A 15,934-nucleotide genomic window follows, 5' to 3' on the forward strand; every position below is an offset into this window, starting at 1 on the left:
ATCAGCATGGATTGGATATTCCAGCACATAGTCTTTACCATCGATATGGCGGGTTTCTTTACCTTCAGCCAGTAAAGTGCCATAGCCTGTCGGGGTAAATACCGCGCCTAAGCCCATACCTGCAGCCTGGATACGACAAGCGAGGTTGCCTTGTGGCACCAGTTCCAGCTCGATTTTGCCTGCACGGTACAGTTCGTCGAACACCCAAGAGTCAGACTGGCGCGGGAAAGAACAGATGACTTTTTTCACAGCGCCTGCTTTGAGCAATTTCGCCAGACCGTAGTCGCCATTGCCCGCATTGTTGCTGACAATGGTCAGGTCTTTGATGCCCAAATCCAGTAAGCCATCAATGAGTTCAGCAGGTTGTCCTGCCGTGCCAAAGCCACCAATCATGATGGTCGAACCATCTTTAATGTGTGAAAGCACTTCTGTTATAGAAGCGGAGCTTTTGTCAATCATAATATTTCCTAATCAAACCTTACTGTGCTTGAATTTTAAAGAATGCGTTGTTTTGAAGCTCAAAATGAAATGGGCAAGCATACCGATACAAATGCCCCAAAACACCGAACTTAAACCGAGAAAATGCATACCTGAAACACTAGCTAAAAATGTGATCACGGCAGATTCACGTTGCTGTTCGTCACGCAGTGCAATGGTTAAGTTATTGGTAATGGCACTAAGTAATGCCAAACCTGCTAAAGCTGCGATTAACTCTTTGGGAAATAAGCTAAATAACAACACAATGCTACTGGCAAACAGCCCACCAAGCAGATAGAACAGCCCATTGGCAATACCTGCAATATAGCGGCGCTGTGGCTGTTCATGACAATGTTCGCTCATACATAGCGATGCAGTAATTGATGCCAAAACAATACTAATGCCACCCGTACATGCCACCAGCAATGATGCCAAACTGGTCGTACCAATCACTGTGCGCCCAGACACTTCATAATCATGCAGTTTAAACAGTGCCATGCCTGGCAAAAATTGTCCTGTAATGCTCACTAAGATGAGAGGTAAAGCAAAATTAAGCGTCGATGCCCATGTCCAGTGCGGGCTAATCCATTCAGGAACAGTCAATGACAATTGCAAGGCAACTGGATGTAATTTTCCGAGAAATAGACTGAGGAGAATGCCCGTACAGAGAACCCATAGCATGCTATAACGCGGGTTGTAGCGTTTGGCACACAAATACACCACGAGCATGGTAAATACGATAGTCGGCATATGATTAGTGGCTTGAAATACACCCAAACCAAATTGAAATAAAATGCCTGCCATCATACCTGCAGCAATACCCGATGGGATCCAGCGCAATAGACGGTCAAATGAACCACTGACACCAATCAGCAGCATGACGGCTGCTGCCGTGATATACGCGGCAACGACCTCATTTAAACTAATATGTGGAAATAACGTCACCAAGAGCGCTGTGCCTGGTGCTGACCATGCAGTAATTACAGGCACTTTGTAACGAATCGACAGGTAAATTCCTGAAATGGCAGCGCCAATCGAAATGCCCCAAATCCATGAACTGAGCATATGTGAATCGATTTGCGCTTGTTGAGCCGCCTGAAAAAAGATAACCAGTGGCCCAGAATAAGAAATCAATACCGCCAGAAAACCTGCAATGGTGGCTGAAATTGACCAATCTTGTTTGAGGGACTGGATCAGATTAGACATCGTATGCCTCCATGCTCACGATATTATGATCATTCCGAATTTAACCGAGGTCACCACCGCCGACTGGCACAACACTGCCTGTAATATATGAAGCTTCGTCAGACGCTAGGAAAGTAATGACGTTGACTTGTTCATCAATTGTGCCATAGCGTTTAAAGAACGTACGATCTACAGTTTGATCTACAACTTCTTGCATCCATGCTTTGTCCTGTTCAGACATTGGCGCACTGTTACGCGGAACTTTACGTGGCGGAGCTTCAGTTCCACCAGTTGCCACAGCATTCACGCGAATCCCATCGTGAGCATGTTCAAATGCTAAAGATGCAGTTAAACCGTTCACACCACCTTTTGCCGCAGAGTAAGGAATACGGTTAATACCACGCGTTGCGACAGAAGATACGTTTACAATGGCACCAGACTGCTGAGCGATCATGCTCGGCAGTACAGCATGGCAACACCACAAGGTTGGAAACAGTGAGCGGCGAATTTCTTTCTCTACTTCTTCAGGTTTGAACTCCTGAAAAGGTTTCATCCAGATTGCGCCACCCACGATGTTGAGGAGTACATCCACACGACCGTATTTTTCTAAGGCAGCATGAACAACTTTCTCGGCACCTTCGAACTGTTCCAGATCTGCACGTACCGTGATGGCTTCACCGCCAGCATCAATGACTTCTTTAAGGACGTCTTCGACATACTCAGAAAAATCTGCCATCACAACTTTTCCGCCTTCACGGGCAACGCGTAGAGCTACACCACGACCAATACCTTGTGCCGCACCTGTGACAATAACCACTTTATTGCTGAAACGTTGTTGACTCATCTTTACTTCCTTATCTTGCATGAATGAACCATGTTAAAATTTAGTTCGCAGAGAATTTCTCGAACAAGAAGTTAGCAGGTTTCACTCCTTCTTTATCTAACCAGCCACGTACTGCTTCAACCATTGGCACTGGACCACAAAGGTAGATATCAACATCACCGCCATTGAGCCATTCATTGTCGACATGCCCAGTCACATAACCTTTACGTTCATGTGCAGATTCTGGGTTAGCAACAACTGTACGGTATTCAAACCATGGGAATTTTGCTTGCATTTCATTCAGACGTTCGATTGCAACCAAGTCAAAGTCATTGGTTACACCAAACACAAGACGTACTGGCTGTTCAGAACCTTTTTCTTCCAATACTGAAAGCATAGATAAAAATGGTGCAATCCCTGTACCGCCAGCTAGCATAAGCACTGGACGAGCCACACTACGCAAATAGAAGCTACCGAATGGACCTGTGAAAGTCATTTTGTCGCCTACTTTTGCAGTTTGGCTGAGGAAGCTGCTCATTTTGCCATTTGGCACGTTACGAACAACGAAACCAGTTTGACGGTCGCCTGGTTTAGAGCTGAATGAGTAAGAACGAGTTTCGGTTGTGCCAGGAATACCAACATTGACATACTGACCTGCCAAGAAGTTGATGTCAGGTTCTGCTGCATCAAGCTCAATGCCAAAGGTAATCGTGGAGTCAGACAGACTTTCAACCGAAGTTAACGTACCTTGATATGTATGAATTTCAGTTTTGCATACATCTGAAGTCGCATGAATCTGGAAGACTGCATCTGACGTAGGGCGACATTGGCAAGCCAAAATATAGCCTTCCGCAGCTTCTTCAGGTGTTAATGCATCTTCAATATAAGTGTCTTCAGGCATGTCATATGAACCTGATTCACAAAACGCTCGGCAGGTCCCGCAAGCACCGTCACGGCAGTCTAGCGGAATATTGATCTTTTGACGGTAAGCAGCATCAGATAGTGTTTCACCATCTGTAACACTGATAAAACGTGTAACGCCATCTTCAAATTGAAGTGCAACATTGTGGTTTGACATGGCTGAATATCCTATATAAAGCTTTAAAACTAGACCTTTCAACCAATTTTCCATTTGATTGAAAGGTTTTTCCTTGCTGTACGAACAGCTTTAGAGATGGTAAATATCAATAACTTGGTTAATGTAATCGTTTTTCAACACGACATATTTGTTCACGATTTTTGGTTCATCACCAGAAAAATCAATTACATAACGAGACATACCAAAATAGCTATAGCTAGTTTTGTAACGGAAACTTAAAGTATTCCAGTTAAAACAAACTGTAACCAAATCACCATCTTGTTCTACAATTTCAATATTACTAATGTTGTGGCTGGTACGCGTATCTGGCATGGTCGCAGATGAGCGTTCAGTTTTAATACGGAACACACGGTCTTCTAAACCTTGACGGTCTGGGTAGAAAATCAATGAGATTTCAGACTGTGGGTCTTCGGTTAGCTTGTCATCATCATCCCAAGCTGGCATCCAAAATTGTGCATTTGGTGCATAGCATTGCAACCAGTTATCCCATTGTTCGTCATCTAAAAAACGTGCTTCACGATAGAGGAACTGAGCAATATTTTCTAAAGTCATCGCGCTCATGCGTTTTCTCCTTCAGTTACAGCCATTTCTTTTTCAGTCGCAATTGCTTTTTTCATGAGTTTTAACCAGTATTCATGTTGAGCAAGGTATAGACCTTCATCTTCAGTTTTGATACCAGAAAGTTTTGGTTTTAAACCAATTTCATTCGCAGCATCATCTGGTCCTTGAACCCAGTGTTTTGCACCACGGCTCATGTCGTTCCATTCAAGGGCGATTCCTGCATAACCTGCTTGGCATGCACGGAATTCTTCCAAGTCATCTGGAGTTGCCATGCCTGACGCATTAAAGAAGTCTTCGTACTGGCGAATTCGGCGCGCACGTGCTTCAGGTGCTTCACCTTTAGGCGCGATACAGTAAATGGTGACTTCAGTCTTATCTACAGACAATGGGCGAAGAACACGGATTTGTGAACCGAACTGATCCATGAAGTAAACGTTTGGATACAAGCAAAGGTTACGAGAACGCTCGATCATCCATTTTGCCATTGCAGCGCCATAACGCTCGGTGTATTCGTCTTTTTTCGGGAAGTTTGGACGGTCTTCAGGGTTTGCCCATTGTGTCCAAAGCAACATGTGGCCATTTTCAAAACCGTAAGAACCACCGCCTTGTTTACCCCAAGCACCAGCACTCATCGCACGGATGTTATCGCCACCTTGTTTTTCTTTACGTTGCTGCGTAGTTGCAGCATAGTTCCAGTGTACAGCAGACACGTGGTAACCATCGGCACCGTTTTCAGCCGTGAGTTTCCAGTTGCCTTCATAAGTATACGTAGACGCACCACGTAACACTTCAAGACCGTCTTCAGATTGACCGACGATCATATCAATGATTTTAGTCGCTTCACCCAAGTATTCTTCAAGAGAAGGAACATCAGGGTTTAAGCTACCAAACAAAAAGCCTTTATAGCTTTCAAAACGAGCAACTTTTTTCAAGTCATGCGAACCGTCTTGGTTAAAGCAGTCTGAATAACCTGCATCGCTTGGGTCTTTAACCTTAAGCAATTTTCCTGAGTTATTGAATGTCCATCCATGGAATGGACAGGTATAAGTGGCTTTATTACCACGTTTATTACGGCAAAGCTGTGCACCACGGTGCGAACAAGCGTTAATCATTGCATTAAGTTCACCATTACGGTTACGTGCAATAATGATTGGCTGGCGTCCGATATACGTGGTGTAGAAATCGTTATTATTTGGAATTTGGCTTTCGTGTGCCAAGTATACCCAGTTGCCCTCAAAAATATATTTCATTTCAAGGTCAAAAATGTCCTGATCGGTGAAAACAGAACGATGGAGTTTAAATTCACCTGTTTCATAATTTTCAACAAGTAATTCATCGATACGATCTAGGTGACTGGTATTGATTACAGGAATACGTGGCATGTCCGTTCTCCGACTTTCCAAAAGTTAGGAAGTCACCAAAACGCTTTAGTTTAAAAATTAAGCGTTTTGGTTCCTTAATATATAGTGAATTAAGCGCTTGCGCGACGACGTTCAATTTCAGTAGAAGGAGCGCCAGCTTTGTCTTTTTGCAACACAACATTGAACTGGATGTGTTTGAAAGGACCTTTCAAACCGCGACGCGCAATCTCAGCTTCGTCAGTTACATCAACAGCAGTTGCAACTAGACCTTCACGTGTACCGAATGCAAAGTCGTCCCAAAGGTATTTGTCACCTTCGATGTTGAACTGTGTGGTCAATTTACGGTGACCTGGTGCAGAGATGAAATAATGCACGTGTGCAGGACGTTGACCGTGACGAGAAATCTGGTTCAACACACCTTGTAGTGGGCCTTTAGGGTTCAAGCCATAACCTACTGGCATAGTTGTTTGCGCAGTGTAGTTACCATTTTCGTCAGACAAGATTGTACGACGTAGGTTGAAGTGAGACTGTGACTTGTCGAAGAACGAGTAGTTACCATGGCTGTTTGCATGCCACATTTCAACTTTCGCACCAGGAATGATGTCACCATCAGTATCTGTTACTGTACCTTCGATGATCAAAGTTGCGATTTGGCCTTCTTCAGAACCATCATCCATACGAGCGAAACCTACAGATTCAGGCGCACCAGCAACGTATAAAGGACCTTCAATCGTACGTGGCGTACCACCTGTCAAGCCAGCTTTAGCATCAGCTTCATCGGCACGAAGGTCAAGGAAGTGTTCAAGACCTACCGCAGAACCCATAAGTGCAAGTTCATCAGCTTTAGCGATATCGATCATAGTTTCGATACCTTTCCAAACTTCAGACTGGCTGAGATCAAGATCTTCGATTGCTTGGAACAAATCAGTAACCAAACGTACAAGAACTTGTTGTACACGTGGATTGACTGGACCTTCAGAAGTGTCCACGTTACATGTTTTAACTACATTTTCAATTGTTTGGCGATCCATATAAATTCTCCTTGAATATGAATACTGGCTAATTGTGGCGAGCTATTCCTAAAAGCTGGCAAATTTTGCTAACCACATCCTTGTTTAAAAAACTAATCCTGTTCGTGTTGGTATCGACTAGCGATCATCTTCACGAATAGATGACGGGTGACGGTTCAGAGCCATCACTTCAACATTCATGTATGGGTATAATGGCAACCCTTGTAAAATCTGGTGTAATTCTTCATTACTCTCGACATCAAAAATACTGATGTTGGAATACTGCCCTGTAATACGCCAAATATGACGCCATTTACCTTGACGTTGTAATTCCTGTGAGTAGGCTTTTTCAACAGCTTTGATTTCAGCTGCTTTATCTACTGGCATATCTAATGGAATATTGACATCCATGCGTACCTGAAAAAGCATATGTGCGACTCCTTTAAACCTTACTGGCGACGTAATTGATCGATTTTGTCTTCATCCACTTCAATTCCAAGACCTGAACCTGTTGGAACTTTAAGTTCAAAGTTTTCATATTGCAGTGGAGTTTTGAGAATGTCCTGAGTCAGTAGCAATGGGCCAAATAACTCAGTGCCATAGGCAAGCGATTCAAATGTTGCAAAGGCATGCGCTGAAGCAATTGTCCCGATAGGACCTTCCAGCATCGTACCGCCATATAGATCAATACCTGCCAGTTTGGCAATTTTGGCAACTTCACATGCTTCAATCAGACCAGCAGACTGGTTAATTTTGACTGCAAAAACATCTGCACCATGCTGTTTAGCAAGACGATATGCACTATCTGGCCCAGTTAATGCTTCATCTGCCATAATGGCAACATCAAAACGCTGGGTTAAACGAGCAAGTGCATTCGTGTTTTCAATTGCACAAGGTTGTTCAATTAAATCAATGCCGCCATCTTGTAACTGTTGAATTCCTTTAATACATTCAATTTCAGACCAAGCACGATTGACGTCTACACGAATACTGATGTCATCACCAAGTGCTTTTTTAATCGCAATAACGTGATCAACATCTTGTTGTAATTTGTTAGCACCAATTTTTAATTTGAATGCATTGTGACGTTTAATCTCAATAAGCTGCTGTGCTTCAGCAATATCTTTCTCAGTATCGCCAGAAGCTAAAGTCCAAAGTACAGGCAAGGAATCACGTAAACGACCACCAAGCAATTCGCTCACTGGAACACCTAGACGCTTGCCCTGGATATCAAGCAGAGCCGTTTGAATCGCACACTTCGCAAAACGATTACCGTTAATACTTTTACGAATCATTTTTAATGTTTGTGCAATATTCAAACCTTTTACTGATTTCAATAAAGGTGCGAAATAAGTTTCGACATTTGTCTTTACGCTTTCTGGACTTTCTTCACCGTAGTTCAAACCGCCAATAGTGGTTGCTTCACCCCAGCCTGTAAAACCATCGTCTGTTGTGATTTTTACCAAAACCAATGTTTGTGTACTCATCGTTGCAACAGAAAGTTTATGCGCACGAATTGTTGGTATATCAATCAGAATTGTTTCAATGGATTTATACATGGTCTTTTAGCGTCCAAGATATTCTTGCTTGTATATACTTTAAAGGAATGATTAAATTATGTGAAAGACTGTTTTTGCATTTTTATATATCTTTTAAGTATGGAGTAAGGGTATGGAATTACGTCATCTACGCTATTTTGTGGCGGTGGTAGAGGAGCAAAGCTTCACAAAAGCAGCCGAACGATTGTTTATTGCTCAACCTCCGCTAAGTCGGCAAATTCAAAACTTAGAGCAAGAGCTTGGAATTCAGCTATTTGAACGAGGAAGCCGTCCTTTAAAAACGACTCCTGCAGGTGATTTCTTTTATCAGCATGCCATTAAACTTTTGTCGAATGCAGAGCAAATGGTGTCGATGACTCAGCGCATTAATGCTGTACAGACCACCATTCGTATTGGTTTCGTTAGCTCATTATTATTTGGTTTATTACCCAGAATTATTTATTTATATCGGCAAAAACACCCACATTTAAAAATTGAACTGATTGAAATGGGTACGCAAGCACAGGTAGAAGCTCTAAAAGATGGGCGTATTGATGCTGGATTTGGACGTCTTAGAATCAGCGATCCTGCAATTAAGCGAGTTTTGTTGCGTAATGAAAAATTAGTGGTAGCGACACATGCCAGTCACCCTTTTAATCAATATAAAACTCAAGGTGTACATTTGGCAGATTTAGTTGATGAAAATATTTTACTTTACCCTTCTACTGCCAAACCAAATTTTTCAACACACGTGCTTTCTATCTTTTCAGAACATGGTTTAGAACCGAAAAATTTGACTGAAACACGAGAAATTCAGCTTGCTTTAGGTTTGGTTGCTGCTGGTGAAGGAGTTTGTATTGTGCCTGAGAGTACAAATAGTATTCAGTTGGCTCAGTTAAATTATTTACCATTAATTGATCCAAATGCACTTAGCTCGATTTTTATTACGATTCGAAATATGGAAGATAGCAGTTATATTTATGCTTTATTTGAAACAATTCGTCAAATTTATGATTATGAAGGTATTCGTTATGATGATACTGAAATAAATAATTATTAGTTTACTTAGGCTATTTTAATCAAAACATATTTTATGGCTGCTAAATTCTAAAGATCGTAGCGCAGAAGTATTCTTATAAGAAGCTATTTTATAATAGGTTATTGTATGCTCTTAAATTAAGCTATCAACTATATATATGATAAAGAGACTTTTTTCATAATTGGCTATCCCTTTCTTTGTTTTCTTATACTGAGAAATAAAGTGGATTTATGAAAAAAGTCTAATCTATATTTAGAGTTTTATAGTTAGGTATTTAAATATGTTGGTCTTTGCTTCTTATAAAATTATACTTAGGCTATTTAACTCATTTTAAGAATTAACGTAATAAACCTTGTGGCTGTAATATGATGATTGCTGCACCGACAAGGACAACGATCCCACCAAAAATATCCCAACGAGTTAAAGTGACTTGATCTACAAAACGTAGCCAAAGCAAGGCTGTAAAAATATAGACTCCGCCATATGCCGCATAAATTTTACCTGAAGCAGCAGGATGCAATGTCAGTAACCAAACAAATAACATCAAGCTAATTGCTGTTGGTAACCAAAGCCAAGCACTCCTCCCCTGATTCAAAATCAAATAAGGAAAATAACATCCGAGTAGTTCGGCAATTGCTGTAATAAAAAATAACCCAAACACACGAAGTATTTGGGTTATAGGTAAAATTTCATTCATAAATTATGCAGGTTCTGCAGTTTGATCTTCAAATACAGTGAGTTGTAAACCGATGTCCTTGCCATTTTCTTTCTTCACAGTCACAGCAACATTGCCGCCATATTCGGCTAACTCACCAAACAGGATCATTTCAGCCAATGGTTTTTTCAAATGTTCTTGAATCAGGCGTTGCATTGGGCGAGCACCCATTAGACGATCATAACCATTCGTTGCTAACCAGTCACGTGCACTTTGATCCACTTCAAGCACTACTCTTTTATCATCAAGCTGTGCTTGCAATTCAGTTAAGAATTTATCAACCACAGATTCGATTACCACTGGAGGCAAGGCTTTAAATTGAATCACACTGTCTAAACGGTTACGGAACTCAGGCGAGAACGCACGTTTCATTGCATCCTGATTGTCATTGCTGTTGTCTTGCTCAGTGAAACCAATACTGCTTCGTGAGATACTCTCCGCACCGATATTGGTTGTAAGCACTAAAATGACATTACGGAAATCAGATTTACGACCATTATTATCGGTTAATGAACCATGATCCATAATTTGCAACAACAAGTTATAAACGTCTGGATGCGCTTTCTCAATTTCATCAAGCAACAATACACAGTGCGGATTTTTATGAATCGCATCTGTGAGCAAACCGCCCTGATCAAAGCCGACATAACCAGGAGGCGCACCAATTAAACGAGAAACGGCATGACGCTCCATGTACTCAGACATATCAAGACGCACTAGTTCTACACCTAAAAGTTTTGCCAACTGTTTAGTGACTTCAGTTTTACCGACCCCTGTTGGGCCTGCAAACACAAAACTACCCACAGGTTTATCTGGTGATTTTAAACCAGCACGTGACAGTTTAATCGCAGAAGCCAAGGCAGTAATTGCTTCATCTTGACCAAAAACCACACGTTTCAAATCACGTTCAAGATTTTCCAAGACAGTTTTATCGTCTTTCGATACGGTTTTTGGTGGAATACGGGCAATTTTAGCGACAATATCTTCAATATTTTCAACCGTAATCAGATTATCATCTTTAGGTTTTAAACGGCGCTGTGCCCCTGCCTCATCAATGACATCAATGGCTTTATCTGGCAAGAAACGATCTGTAATGAACTTAGCCGCGAGTTCAACAGCTGAAACAAGCGCTTTGTCGTCATATTCTACATGGTGGAATTCTTCAAATTTGCTTTTCAAACCACGAAGAATATCAATGGTTTCTGAAATACTTGGCTCATTGACATCAACTTTTTGAAAACGACGAGATAAAGCATGATCTTTTTCAAATACCTGACGGTATTCTTGGAATGTGGTTGAACCAATGCAACGCAATGTACCATTTGCCAATGCTGGTTTAATCAAATTTGATGCATCCATTGTGCTACCCATGCTTGAGCCTGCACCAATAATCATATGAATTTCATCAATAAATAAAATTGCATTTGGATTTTTTTTCAATGCAGTCAATAACTGTTTCAAGCGTTTTTCAAAATCACCACGATACTTGGTTCCTGCAACCAATGCACCAATATCTAGGCTATAAACTTCAGCTTTACTGAGTGGTTGTGGCGCTTTTCCATTCACAATCAACCAAGCCAACCCTTCGGCAATTGAGGTTTTACCAACACCAGGGTCACCCACAAGAAGCGGGTTATTTTTACGACGGCGGCAAAGAATCTGTGCGGTACGTTCAATTTCTTTTTCACGACCAATGAGCGGATCAGTTTTGCCTTTGGCAGCTTCAGCATTTAAGTTGGTTGTATATTGTTCTAGAGGACCTGCTGCTGTATTGGTGGTCTCACCTTCAAGATCATCAGATTCTTCTTCAACCTGAATTTCTTCTTTACGCGAACCATGAGAAAGATATTGAGTCAAAGTTAAACGATTAATTTGATGACGTTTTAATAAATAAACTGCAAAAGTATCTCGTTCAGAATACATGGCAACAAGGACATCTGCACCTTCTACAGTACGGTCTCCGCCGCTAGATTGCACATGGAAAATCGCACGTTGCAAAATACGATCAAAACTTTCAGTTGGATGTGGTGCCTGCTCACTATTTTCGCCAAGTTTTGGCGTATGCTGTTCAACATATTCTTCTAACTCTTTGCGCAATGTAACAACATCTGCACCACATGCTTTTAAGGCATTGACCGCAGAATCATTGTCGAGCAATGCAAGGAGTAAATGTTCAACCGTCAAAAACTCATGTCTCTTTTGCCGAGCCATGCTTACAGCTAAACGCAATGATACTTCTAATTGGCGACTGAGCATGTTGACCCCCTTATTATGATTTTGGCTCAATCTGGCAAAGTAATGGATGACCTTGTGACCGAGCGTAATTATTTACCTGATTTGCTTTTGTCTCAGCAATATCTCGAGGATAGACGCCTGCGACACCTTTCCCCTCATAATGTACAGTTAGCATTACTTGAGTGGCTTGGTCAAGATTCATTGCAAAGAATTCTTGTAAAATTTCAATAACAAAGTCCATAGGGGTGTAATCATCATTCAATAACACCACAGCATATAACGGAGGACGCTTTAGTTCAGGCGGAGCAGTTTTGACAGCGAGGTCAGAATCAGGGTGTTCGTCAGGCTGATCATGCAAAGATGGATTGAAATGCCAATCTACATATCCCGATTGCTGAAAAGTCACTTTGACATCATTTAGACAAATTTTTCGTTTCATGTTTGCTGTAACATCTAATTTCATGGTTATTCTGCTCGGGCTTCTGCTTGTGGAACTTCGGAAACAAAAGCAGCTGCATTTTGTACTTCTTCTCCTTTTAACCAGCTAAAGCGTTTGACTTCCGACACAGAACCATTTACGTGAATTTCAATATATTGTGGCACAAAGTCTTTTGGCATCGTCCAACGCCCCGTAAGCCGTTCAAAGTCCATAAAGTTGAATTGACTGTCTTCCATAGGTACAGCCAACACTTCAGAGCCACGAATCAGACGAATTTCAACTGAGCCAACCGCACGGCGGTTATTTGGGCTGACTTGTGCTAAATCGAGCTGATACTCATAGGCATTTTCAGGTAATGGCTTAACACTTAAATTTTGGATGCTTAAGCTTAAACCGCCGCGTTGACGTAAAACATCGCGATAAATTTTATTTTGTGATTGTGCAATCGATAAATCATCTTTAGTTTTCTTTAAAACCGCCGTTAAGTCATTCGTATTGCTCACAGCTATATCCCGTTCCTGAATTGCCATGTTATAATTTTTATTGAGGCCACTCAGGCTGTCTTTTTGCTTTTGTACAACCCTGACTAACTCCTGAGCATCGGCATCGTAACCAACCACTGACAAGCCTTGTCGATGCCCTACAGAATACCCAAGTATGGTTCCGCCACATAGCAGCACAATACCAGCCAATATCAAAAATTTATTGGATTGTAAAAAGGGAGTTTTTGGCTCAGAGTATGAGTCTAAAGGATTATTCGATTCTGTAGTTTGATCTGTCATCTCGAATGCTCAATTTTTTACTGTGCCATCACAATAATGGCACTTCTTTTTGCTTTAAAAAAATTATGGTAATAAACCAATACCTGCCAAACCTTCATCTTCTGCAAAACCGAACATAATATTCATGTTTTGCACAGCTTGCCCTGCTGCACCTTTCACCAAGTTATCTTGTGCAGACAACACAATTAATTTGTTTGGATGAGGTTTATGCAAAGCAATACGCAACTGGTTTGCACCACGCACACTACGCGTTTCTGGTGAACTACCCGCTGGCATAACATCGACAAATGGCTCGTTAGCATAAAACTGCTCGTACAAGGCTTGTAAATCGGTCTGCGCACCCGCTTCAGTCAAGTCCACATAAATGGTACTCAGCATGCCACGAATCATCGGCACCAAGTGTGGAATAAAAATAACGTGTTCAAATACGCCAGTTTTACCCGAAATATTTTCAAGTGCCTCTACAATTTCAGGATGATGACGATGTCCTGCAACCCCATAAGCCTTGAAGTTATCGGCATTTTCCGAGTAGATCATGCCAAGGCTGGCTTTACGCCCTGCACCTGAAACACCAGATTTGGCATCAATAATAATACTCTCAGGTTTAATGAGGTCTTGTGCTGCTTTCAACACAGGTGCCAAACCAAGCTGTACTGTTGTTGGGTAACAACCAGGGTTGCCAATCACATTGGCTTGTTTGATTTTGTCACGATTTAACTCGGACAAACCATAGACCGAGTCTTTTAACAACTCAGGGCAAGCATGCTGCATGCCATACCATTTCTCAAATTGTTCAAGGTTTTGTAAGCGAAAGTCAGCAGCCAAATCAATCACTTTGGTATTTGCTTCGGTCAGTGCTTGTGCATGCTGCATGGCAACCCCATGCGGTGTTGCAAAAAACACCACATCACACTGTTTCAACACGTCAATATCTAAATCAGAAAATTCTAGATCGGTATGTCCGCGTAAATTTGGAAACATATCGGCAACACGTTTACCAGCTTCAGTCCGTGAAGTGAGAACTTGCACTTGAGCTTGCGTATGTCGAAGTAAAATACGCAAAAGTTCAACACCTGTATAACCCGTGCCACCCACAATACCCACTGAAATCACTTTGTGTTACCTCATATTGTACTTTTAAAAAATAGGTCTAGTATGACAGGAAGATTGGCTTTTCTAAACCTATTTCATAATCAACTGGATAGATTTTTCAAGCCTTAAATCAAAATCGCTTTAACCAAGCCACCAATTTGACCACTGAAACTTTTTCAATATCTGCCGATGTTGCTGAAAATTAGCATCGTGACGAGCAACTTCCTGCCAGAATTCTGCACTATGGTTAAAATGGCGTGTATGTGCAAGCTCATGCACACAGACATAGCGAATAATTTCTTTGGGTAATAAAACTAATGCGGCATTCAGCATAATTTTGTGCTGACTACTACAACTTCCCCAACGTGACTTGGCAAAACGTATCTGATAAGACTGATAAGGCAAGCCGATCTGCTGACTCACATCTTCAAGAAATTCTGGCAACGTATCTTTAGCATGGGCAATCACAAAACTTTTTAAAGCTTTGGCAGCCTGTTGCTGATGTAAATAAACACAGTTATTTGCAGGTTCAAAAACAAAATTTTGTTGCTGTAAGCGAGGGACAATTGCCAGTTGAGGAAAGTTAAGCAAATCTAGATATTCAGGAAAATTACTAATTTTTTGTTGCTGAATTTTTTGCCAAGTGTCCTGTAGCCAAAGCTGTGAGTCTTCTAGGAATTGTTGAACCTGTTTTTGTTTACAGCGCAATGGAACGGTTAAACGAATCTCATGCGTGTAGACACGCAAGCGCAACTGAGTTGCTCTTGCATGACGTACAATTTTAATTTCAGGTAGCGTAACCTGTGACATGATTAAACTGCGACACGCTCTTCAATGCCATTATTAGTGGCAACAATCGCAATATCAGCTTTGTTTAACGCAAAAATACCATTAGTCACGACACCTGGAATGTTATTGATGGTTTTCTCAAGTTCTAGTGCATCTAGAATATTTAAGTTATAAACATCCAGAATCACATTGCCATTGTCTGTAATCACTGCTTGTTCCTGATCATCTATGCGAAATACAGGATCACCACCCAAAGACACCAGTTTACGTGCAACAGCTGAACGCGCCATAGGAATCACTTCAACAGGAAGCGGAAAATCACGTCCAAGTTGCTCAACCCATTTTGAATCGTCAACGATACATACAAATTTTCGGGCAATAGATGCCACAATTTTTTCACGAGTTAATGCAGCACCGCCGCCTTTGATCATATGCAAATGACGGTCAATTTCATCTGCGCCATCAACATAGGCATCGAGGCTACCCACCTGATTCATGTCAACAACTTCAATGCCTAGCTTGGTTAAACGCTCGGCGGTTGCTTTTGAACTTGCCACAGCAGCTTCAAGTTGTAGTTCTGGTAACAAGTCAATTAAAAAGTTAACTGTACTGCCTGTACCAACACCTAAAATGCCGCCTCTAGGCAAATGTTTCAATGCGGCTTGTGCTGCAGCTTGTTTTTTCGCATCTTGGGTTGCATATAGACTCATAATGGTTTTAACTCAATATCTCAAATGATGAAAGATTTAGCGTAATTTAGCCGCCCAAAAGACAAGCGGTTTGTTACAA

General features: G+C 41.4%; 17 protein-coding genes. 1 reads left to right on the plus strand and 16 read right to left on the minus strand.

Translation table 11 applies throughout. From position 1 onward, the window contains the following. The 9 genes from E0H77_RS12030 to E0H77_RS12070 form a co-directional block, all read right to left on the minus strand. Nucleotides 1–459, minus strand: a 459-nt coding sequence (locus tag E0H77_RS12030) for a 3-oxoacid CoA-transferase subunit A (RefSeq protein ID WP_131378306.1), incomplete at its 3' end; no start/stop codon positions are given. A gap of 12 nt (nt 460–471) precedes the next feature. Further along, nucleotides 472–1,683: a benzoate/H(+) symporter BenE family transporter gene (locus E0H77_RS12035; protein WP_131378308.1), complete on the minus strand. Its 1,212-nt coding sequence runs from the start codon at nt 1,681–1,683 to the stop codon at nt 472–474. Between the two features lie 40 nt (nt 1,684–1,723). Beyond that, nucleotides 1,724–2,506 carry a 1,6-dihydroxycyclohexa-2,4-diene-1-carboxylate dehydrogenase gene (locus E0H77_RS12040; RefSeq protein WP_131314962.1) on the minus strand — a complete coding sequence of 261 codons (783 nt, stop codon included), beginning with the start codon at nt 2,504–2,506 and terminating at the stop codon, nt 1,724–1,726. A gap of 40 nt (nt 2,507–2,546) precedes the next feature. Beyond that, nucleotides 2,547–3,563 (minus strand): benzoate 1,2-dioxygenase electron transfer component BenC, encoded by a 1,017-nt coding sequence (benC, locus tag E0H77_RS12045; protein ID WP_131378310.1) that lies wholly within the window; start codon nt 3,561–3,563, stop codon nt 2,547–2,549. 90 nt (nt 3,564–3,653) lie between these two features. Continuing rightward, nucleotides 3,654–4,145 (minus strand): benzoate 1,2-dioxygenase small subunit, encoded by a 492-nt coding sequence (gene benB / locus E0H77_RS12050; RefSeq protein WP_131378312.1) that lies wholly within the window; start codon nt 4,143–4,145, stop codon nt 3,654–3,656. Beyond that, on the minus strand, nt 4,142–5,527 hold the full coding sequence (gene benA, locus E0H77_RS12055) for a benzoate 1,2-dioxygenase large subunit (protein ID WP_004752223.1): 1,386 nt from the start codon (nt 5,525–5,527) through the stop codon (nt 4,142–4,144). The genes benB and benA overlap by 4 nt, the downstream gene beginning before the upstream one ends. A gap of 89 nt (nt 5,528–5,616) precedes the next feature. Next, complete coding sequence (gene catA, locus E0H77_RS12060; protein WP_131378314.1) at nt 5,617–6,537, minus strand: catechol 1,2-dioxygenase; 921 nt, start codon at nt 6,535–6,537, stop codon at nt 5,617–5,619. Between the two features lie 117 nt (nt 6,538–6,654). Further along, nucleotides 6,655–6,945: a muconolactone Delta-isomerase gene (gene catC / locus E0H77_RS12065; RefSeq protein WP_131314966.1), complete on the minus strand. Its 291-nt coding sequence runs from the start codon at nt 6,943–6,945 to the stop codon at nt 6,655–6,657. Between the two features lie 20 nt (nt 6,946–6,965). Beyond that, nucleotides 6,966–8,075 (minus strand): muconate/chloromuconate family cycloisomerase, encoded by a 1,110-nt coding sequence (locus E0H77_RS12070; protein WP_131378315.1) that lies wholly within the window; start codon nt 8,073–8,075, stop codon nt 6,966–6,968. Between the two features lie 112 nt (nt 8,076–8,187). Here E0H77_RS12070 and E0H77_RS12075 point away from each other — a divergent pair, with 112 nt between their 5' ends. Next, nucleotides 8,188–9,114 carry a LysR family transcriptional regulator gene (locus tag E0H77_RS12075; RefSeq protein WP_131378317.1) on the plus strand — a complete coding sequence of 309 codons (927 nt, stop codon included), beginning with the start codon at nt 8,188–8,190 and terminating at the stop codon, nt 9,112–9,114. Between the two features lie 316 nt (nt 9,115–9,430). On the opposite strand, the gene E0H77_RS12080 is transcribed toward E0H77_RS12075, so the two are convergent. The 7 genes from E0H77_RS12080 to rpiA form a co-directional block, all read right to left on the minus strand. Further along, nucleotides 9,431–9,790 carry a YnfA family protein gene (locus E0H77_RS12080; RefSeq protein ID WP_131378319.1) on the minus strand — a complete coding sequence of 120 codons (360 nt, stop codon included), beginning with the start codon at nt 9,788–9,790 and terminating at the stop codon, nt 9,431–9,433. 3 nt (nt 9,791–9,793) lie between these two features. Beyond that, nucleotides 9,794–12,064 (minus strand): ATP-dependent Clp protease ATP-binding subunit ClpA, encoded by a 2,271-nt coding sequence (gene clpA, locus E0H77_RS12085; RefSeq protein WP_131378321.1) that lies wholly within the window; start codon nt 12,062–12,064, stop codon nt 9,794–9,796. Between the two features lie 13 nt (nt 12,065–12,077). Beyond that, on the minus strand, nt 12,078–12,482 hold the full coding sequence (clpS, locus tag E0H77_RS12090; RefSeq protein ID WP_165491530.1) for an ATP-dependent Clp protease adapter ClpS: 405 nt from the start codon (nt 12,480–12,482) through the stop codon (nt 12,078–12,080). A 26-nt stretch (nt 12,483–12,508) separates the two neighbouring features. Further along, nucleotides 12,509–13,264: a DUF6776 family protein gene (locus tag E0H77_RS12095; protein WP_131378323.1), complete on the minus strand. Its 756-nt coding sequence runs from the start codon at nt 13,262–13,264 to the stop codon at nt 12,509–12,511. Nucleotides 13,265–13,327: 63 nt separating this feature from the next. Next, nucleotides 13,328–14,377: an N-acetyl-gamma-glutamyl-phosphate reductase gene (gene argC, locus E0H77_RS12100; protein ID WP_004905015.1), complete on the minus strand. Its 1,050-nt coding sequence runs from the start codon at nt 14,375–14,377 to the stop codon at nt 13,328–13,330. 120 nt (nt 14,378–14,497) lie between these two features. After that, on the minus strand, nt 14,498–15,166 hold the full coding sequence (locus tag E0H77_RS12105) for a M48 family metallopeptidase (protein ID WP_131378325.1): 669 nt from the start codon (nt 15,164–15,166) through the stop codon (nt 14,498–14,500). A gap of 2 nt (nt 15,167–15,168) precedes the next feature. Beyond that, the gene (gene rpiA / locus E0H77_RS12110) at nt 15,169–15,855 is read right to left on the minus strand and encodes a ribose-5-phosphate isomerase RpiA (protein ID WP_131378327.1); all 687 of its coding nucleotides are present in this window, start codon (nt 15,853–15,855) and stop codon (nt 15,169–15,171) included. Between the last annotated feature and the right edge of the window lie 79 nt (nt 15,856–15,934).

This window comes from Acinetobacter brisouioides (assembly GCF_004331075.1).
GTDB lineage: Bacteria > Pseudomonadota > Gammaproteobacteria > Pseudomonadales > Moraxellaceae > Acinetobacter.

Coding starts and splice junctions, on each gene's coding strand:
- benB (WP_131378312.1), bottom strand. CDS start 4,145: ATGAGCGCGATGACTTTAGAAAATATTGCTCAGTTCCTCTATCGTGAA.
- E0H77_RS12035 (WP_131378308.1), bottom strand. CDS start 1,683: ATGTCTAATCTGATCCAGTCCCTCAAACAAGATTGGTCAATTTCAGCC.
- clpS (WP_165491530.1), bottom strand. CDS start 12,482: ATGAAACGAAAAATTTGTCTAAATGATGTCAAAGTGACTTTTCAGCAA.
- rpiA (WP_131378327.1), bottom strand. CDS start 15,855: ATGAGTCTATATGCAACCCAAGATGCGAAAAAACAAGCTGCAGCACAA.
- E0H77_RS12075 (WP_131378317.1), top strand. CDS start 8,188: ATGGAATTACGTCATCTACGCTATTTTGTGGCGGTGGTAGAGGAGCAA.
- benC (WP_131378310.1), bottom strand. CDS start 3,563: ATGTCAAACCACAATGTTGCACTTCAATTTGAAGATGGCGTTACACGT.
- benA (WP_004752223.1), bottom strand. CDS start 5,527: ATGCCACGTATTCCTGTAATCAATACCAGTCACCTAGATCGTATCGAT.
- E0H77_RS12070 (WP_131378315.1), bottom strand. CDS start 8,075: ATGTATAAATCCATTGAAACAATTCTGATTGATATACCAACAATTCGT.
- E0H77_RS12040 (WP_131314962.1), bottom strand. CDS start 2,506: ATGAGTCAACAACGTTTCAGCAATAAAGTGGTTATTGTCACAGGTGCG.
- catA (WP_131378314.1), bottom strand. CDS start 6,537: ATGGATCGCCAAACAATTGAAAATGTAGTTAAAACATGTAACGTGGAC.
- E0H77_RS12105 (WP_131378325.1), bottom strand. CDS start 15,166: ATGTCACAGGTTACGCTACCTGAAATTAAAATTGTACGTCATGCAAGA.
- E0H77_RS12095 (WP_131378323.1), bottom strand. CDS start 13,264: ATGACAGATCAAACTACAGAATCGAATAATCCTTTAGACTCATACTCT.
- clpA (WP_131378321.1), bottom strand. CDS start 12,064: ATGCTCAGTCGCCAATTAGAAGTATCATTGCGTTTAGCTGTAAGCATG.
- E0H77_RS12080 (WP_131378319.1), bottom strand. CDS start 9,790: ATGAATGAAATTTTACCTATAACCCAAATACTTCGTGTGTTTGGGTTA.
- catC (WP_131314966.1), bottom strand. CDS start 6,945: ATGCTTTTTCAGGTACGCATGGATGTCAATATTCCATTAGATATGCCA.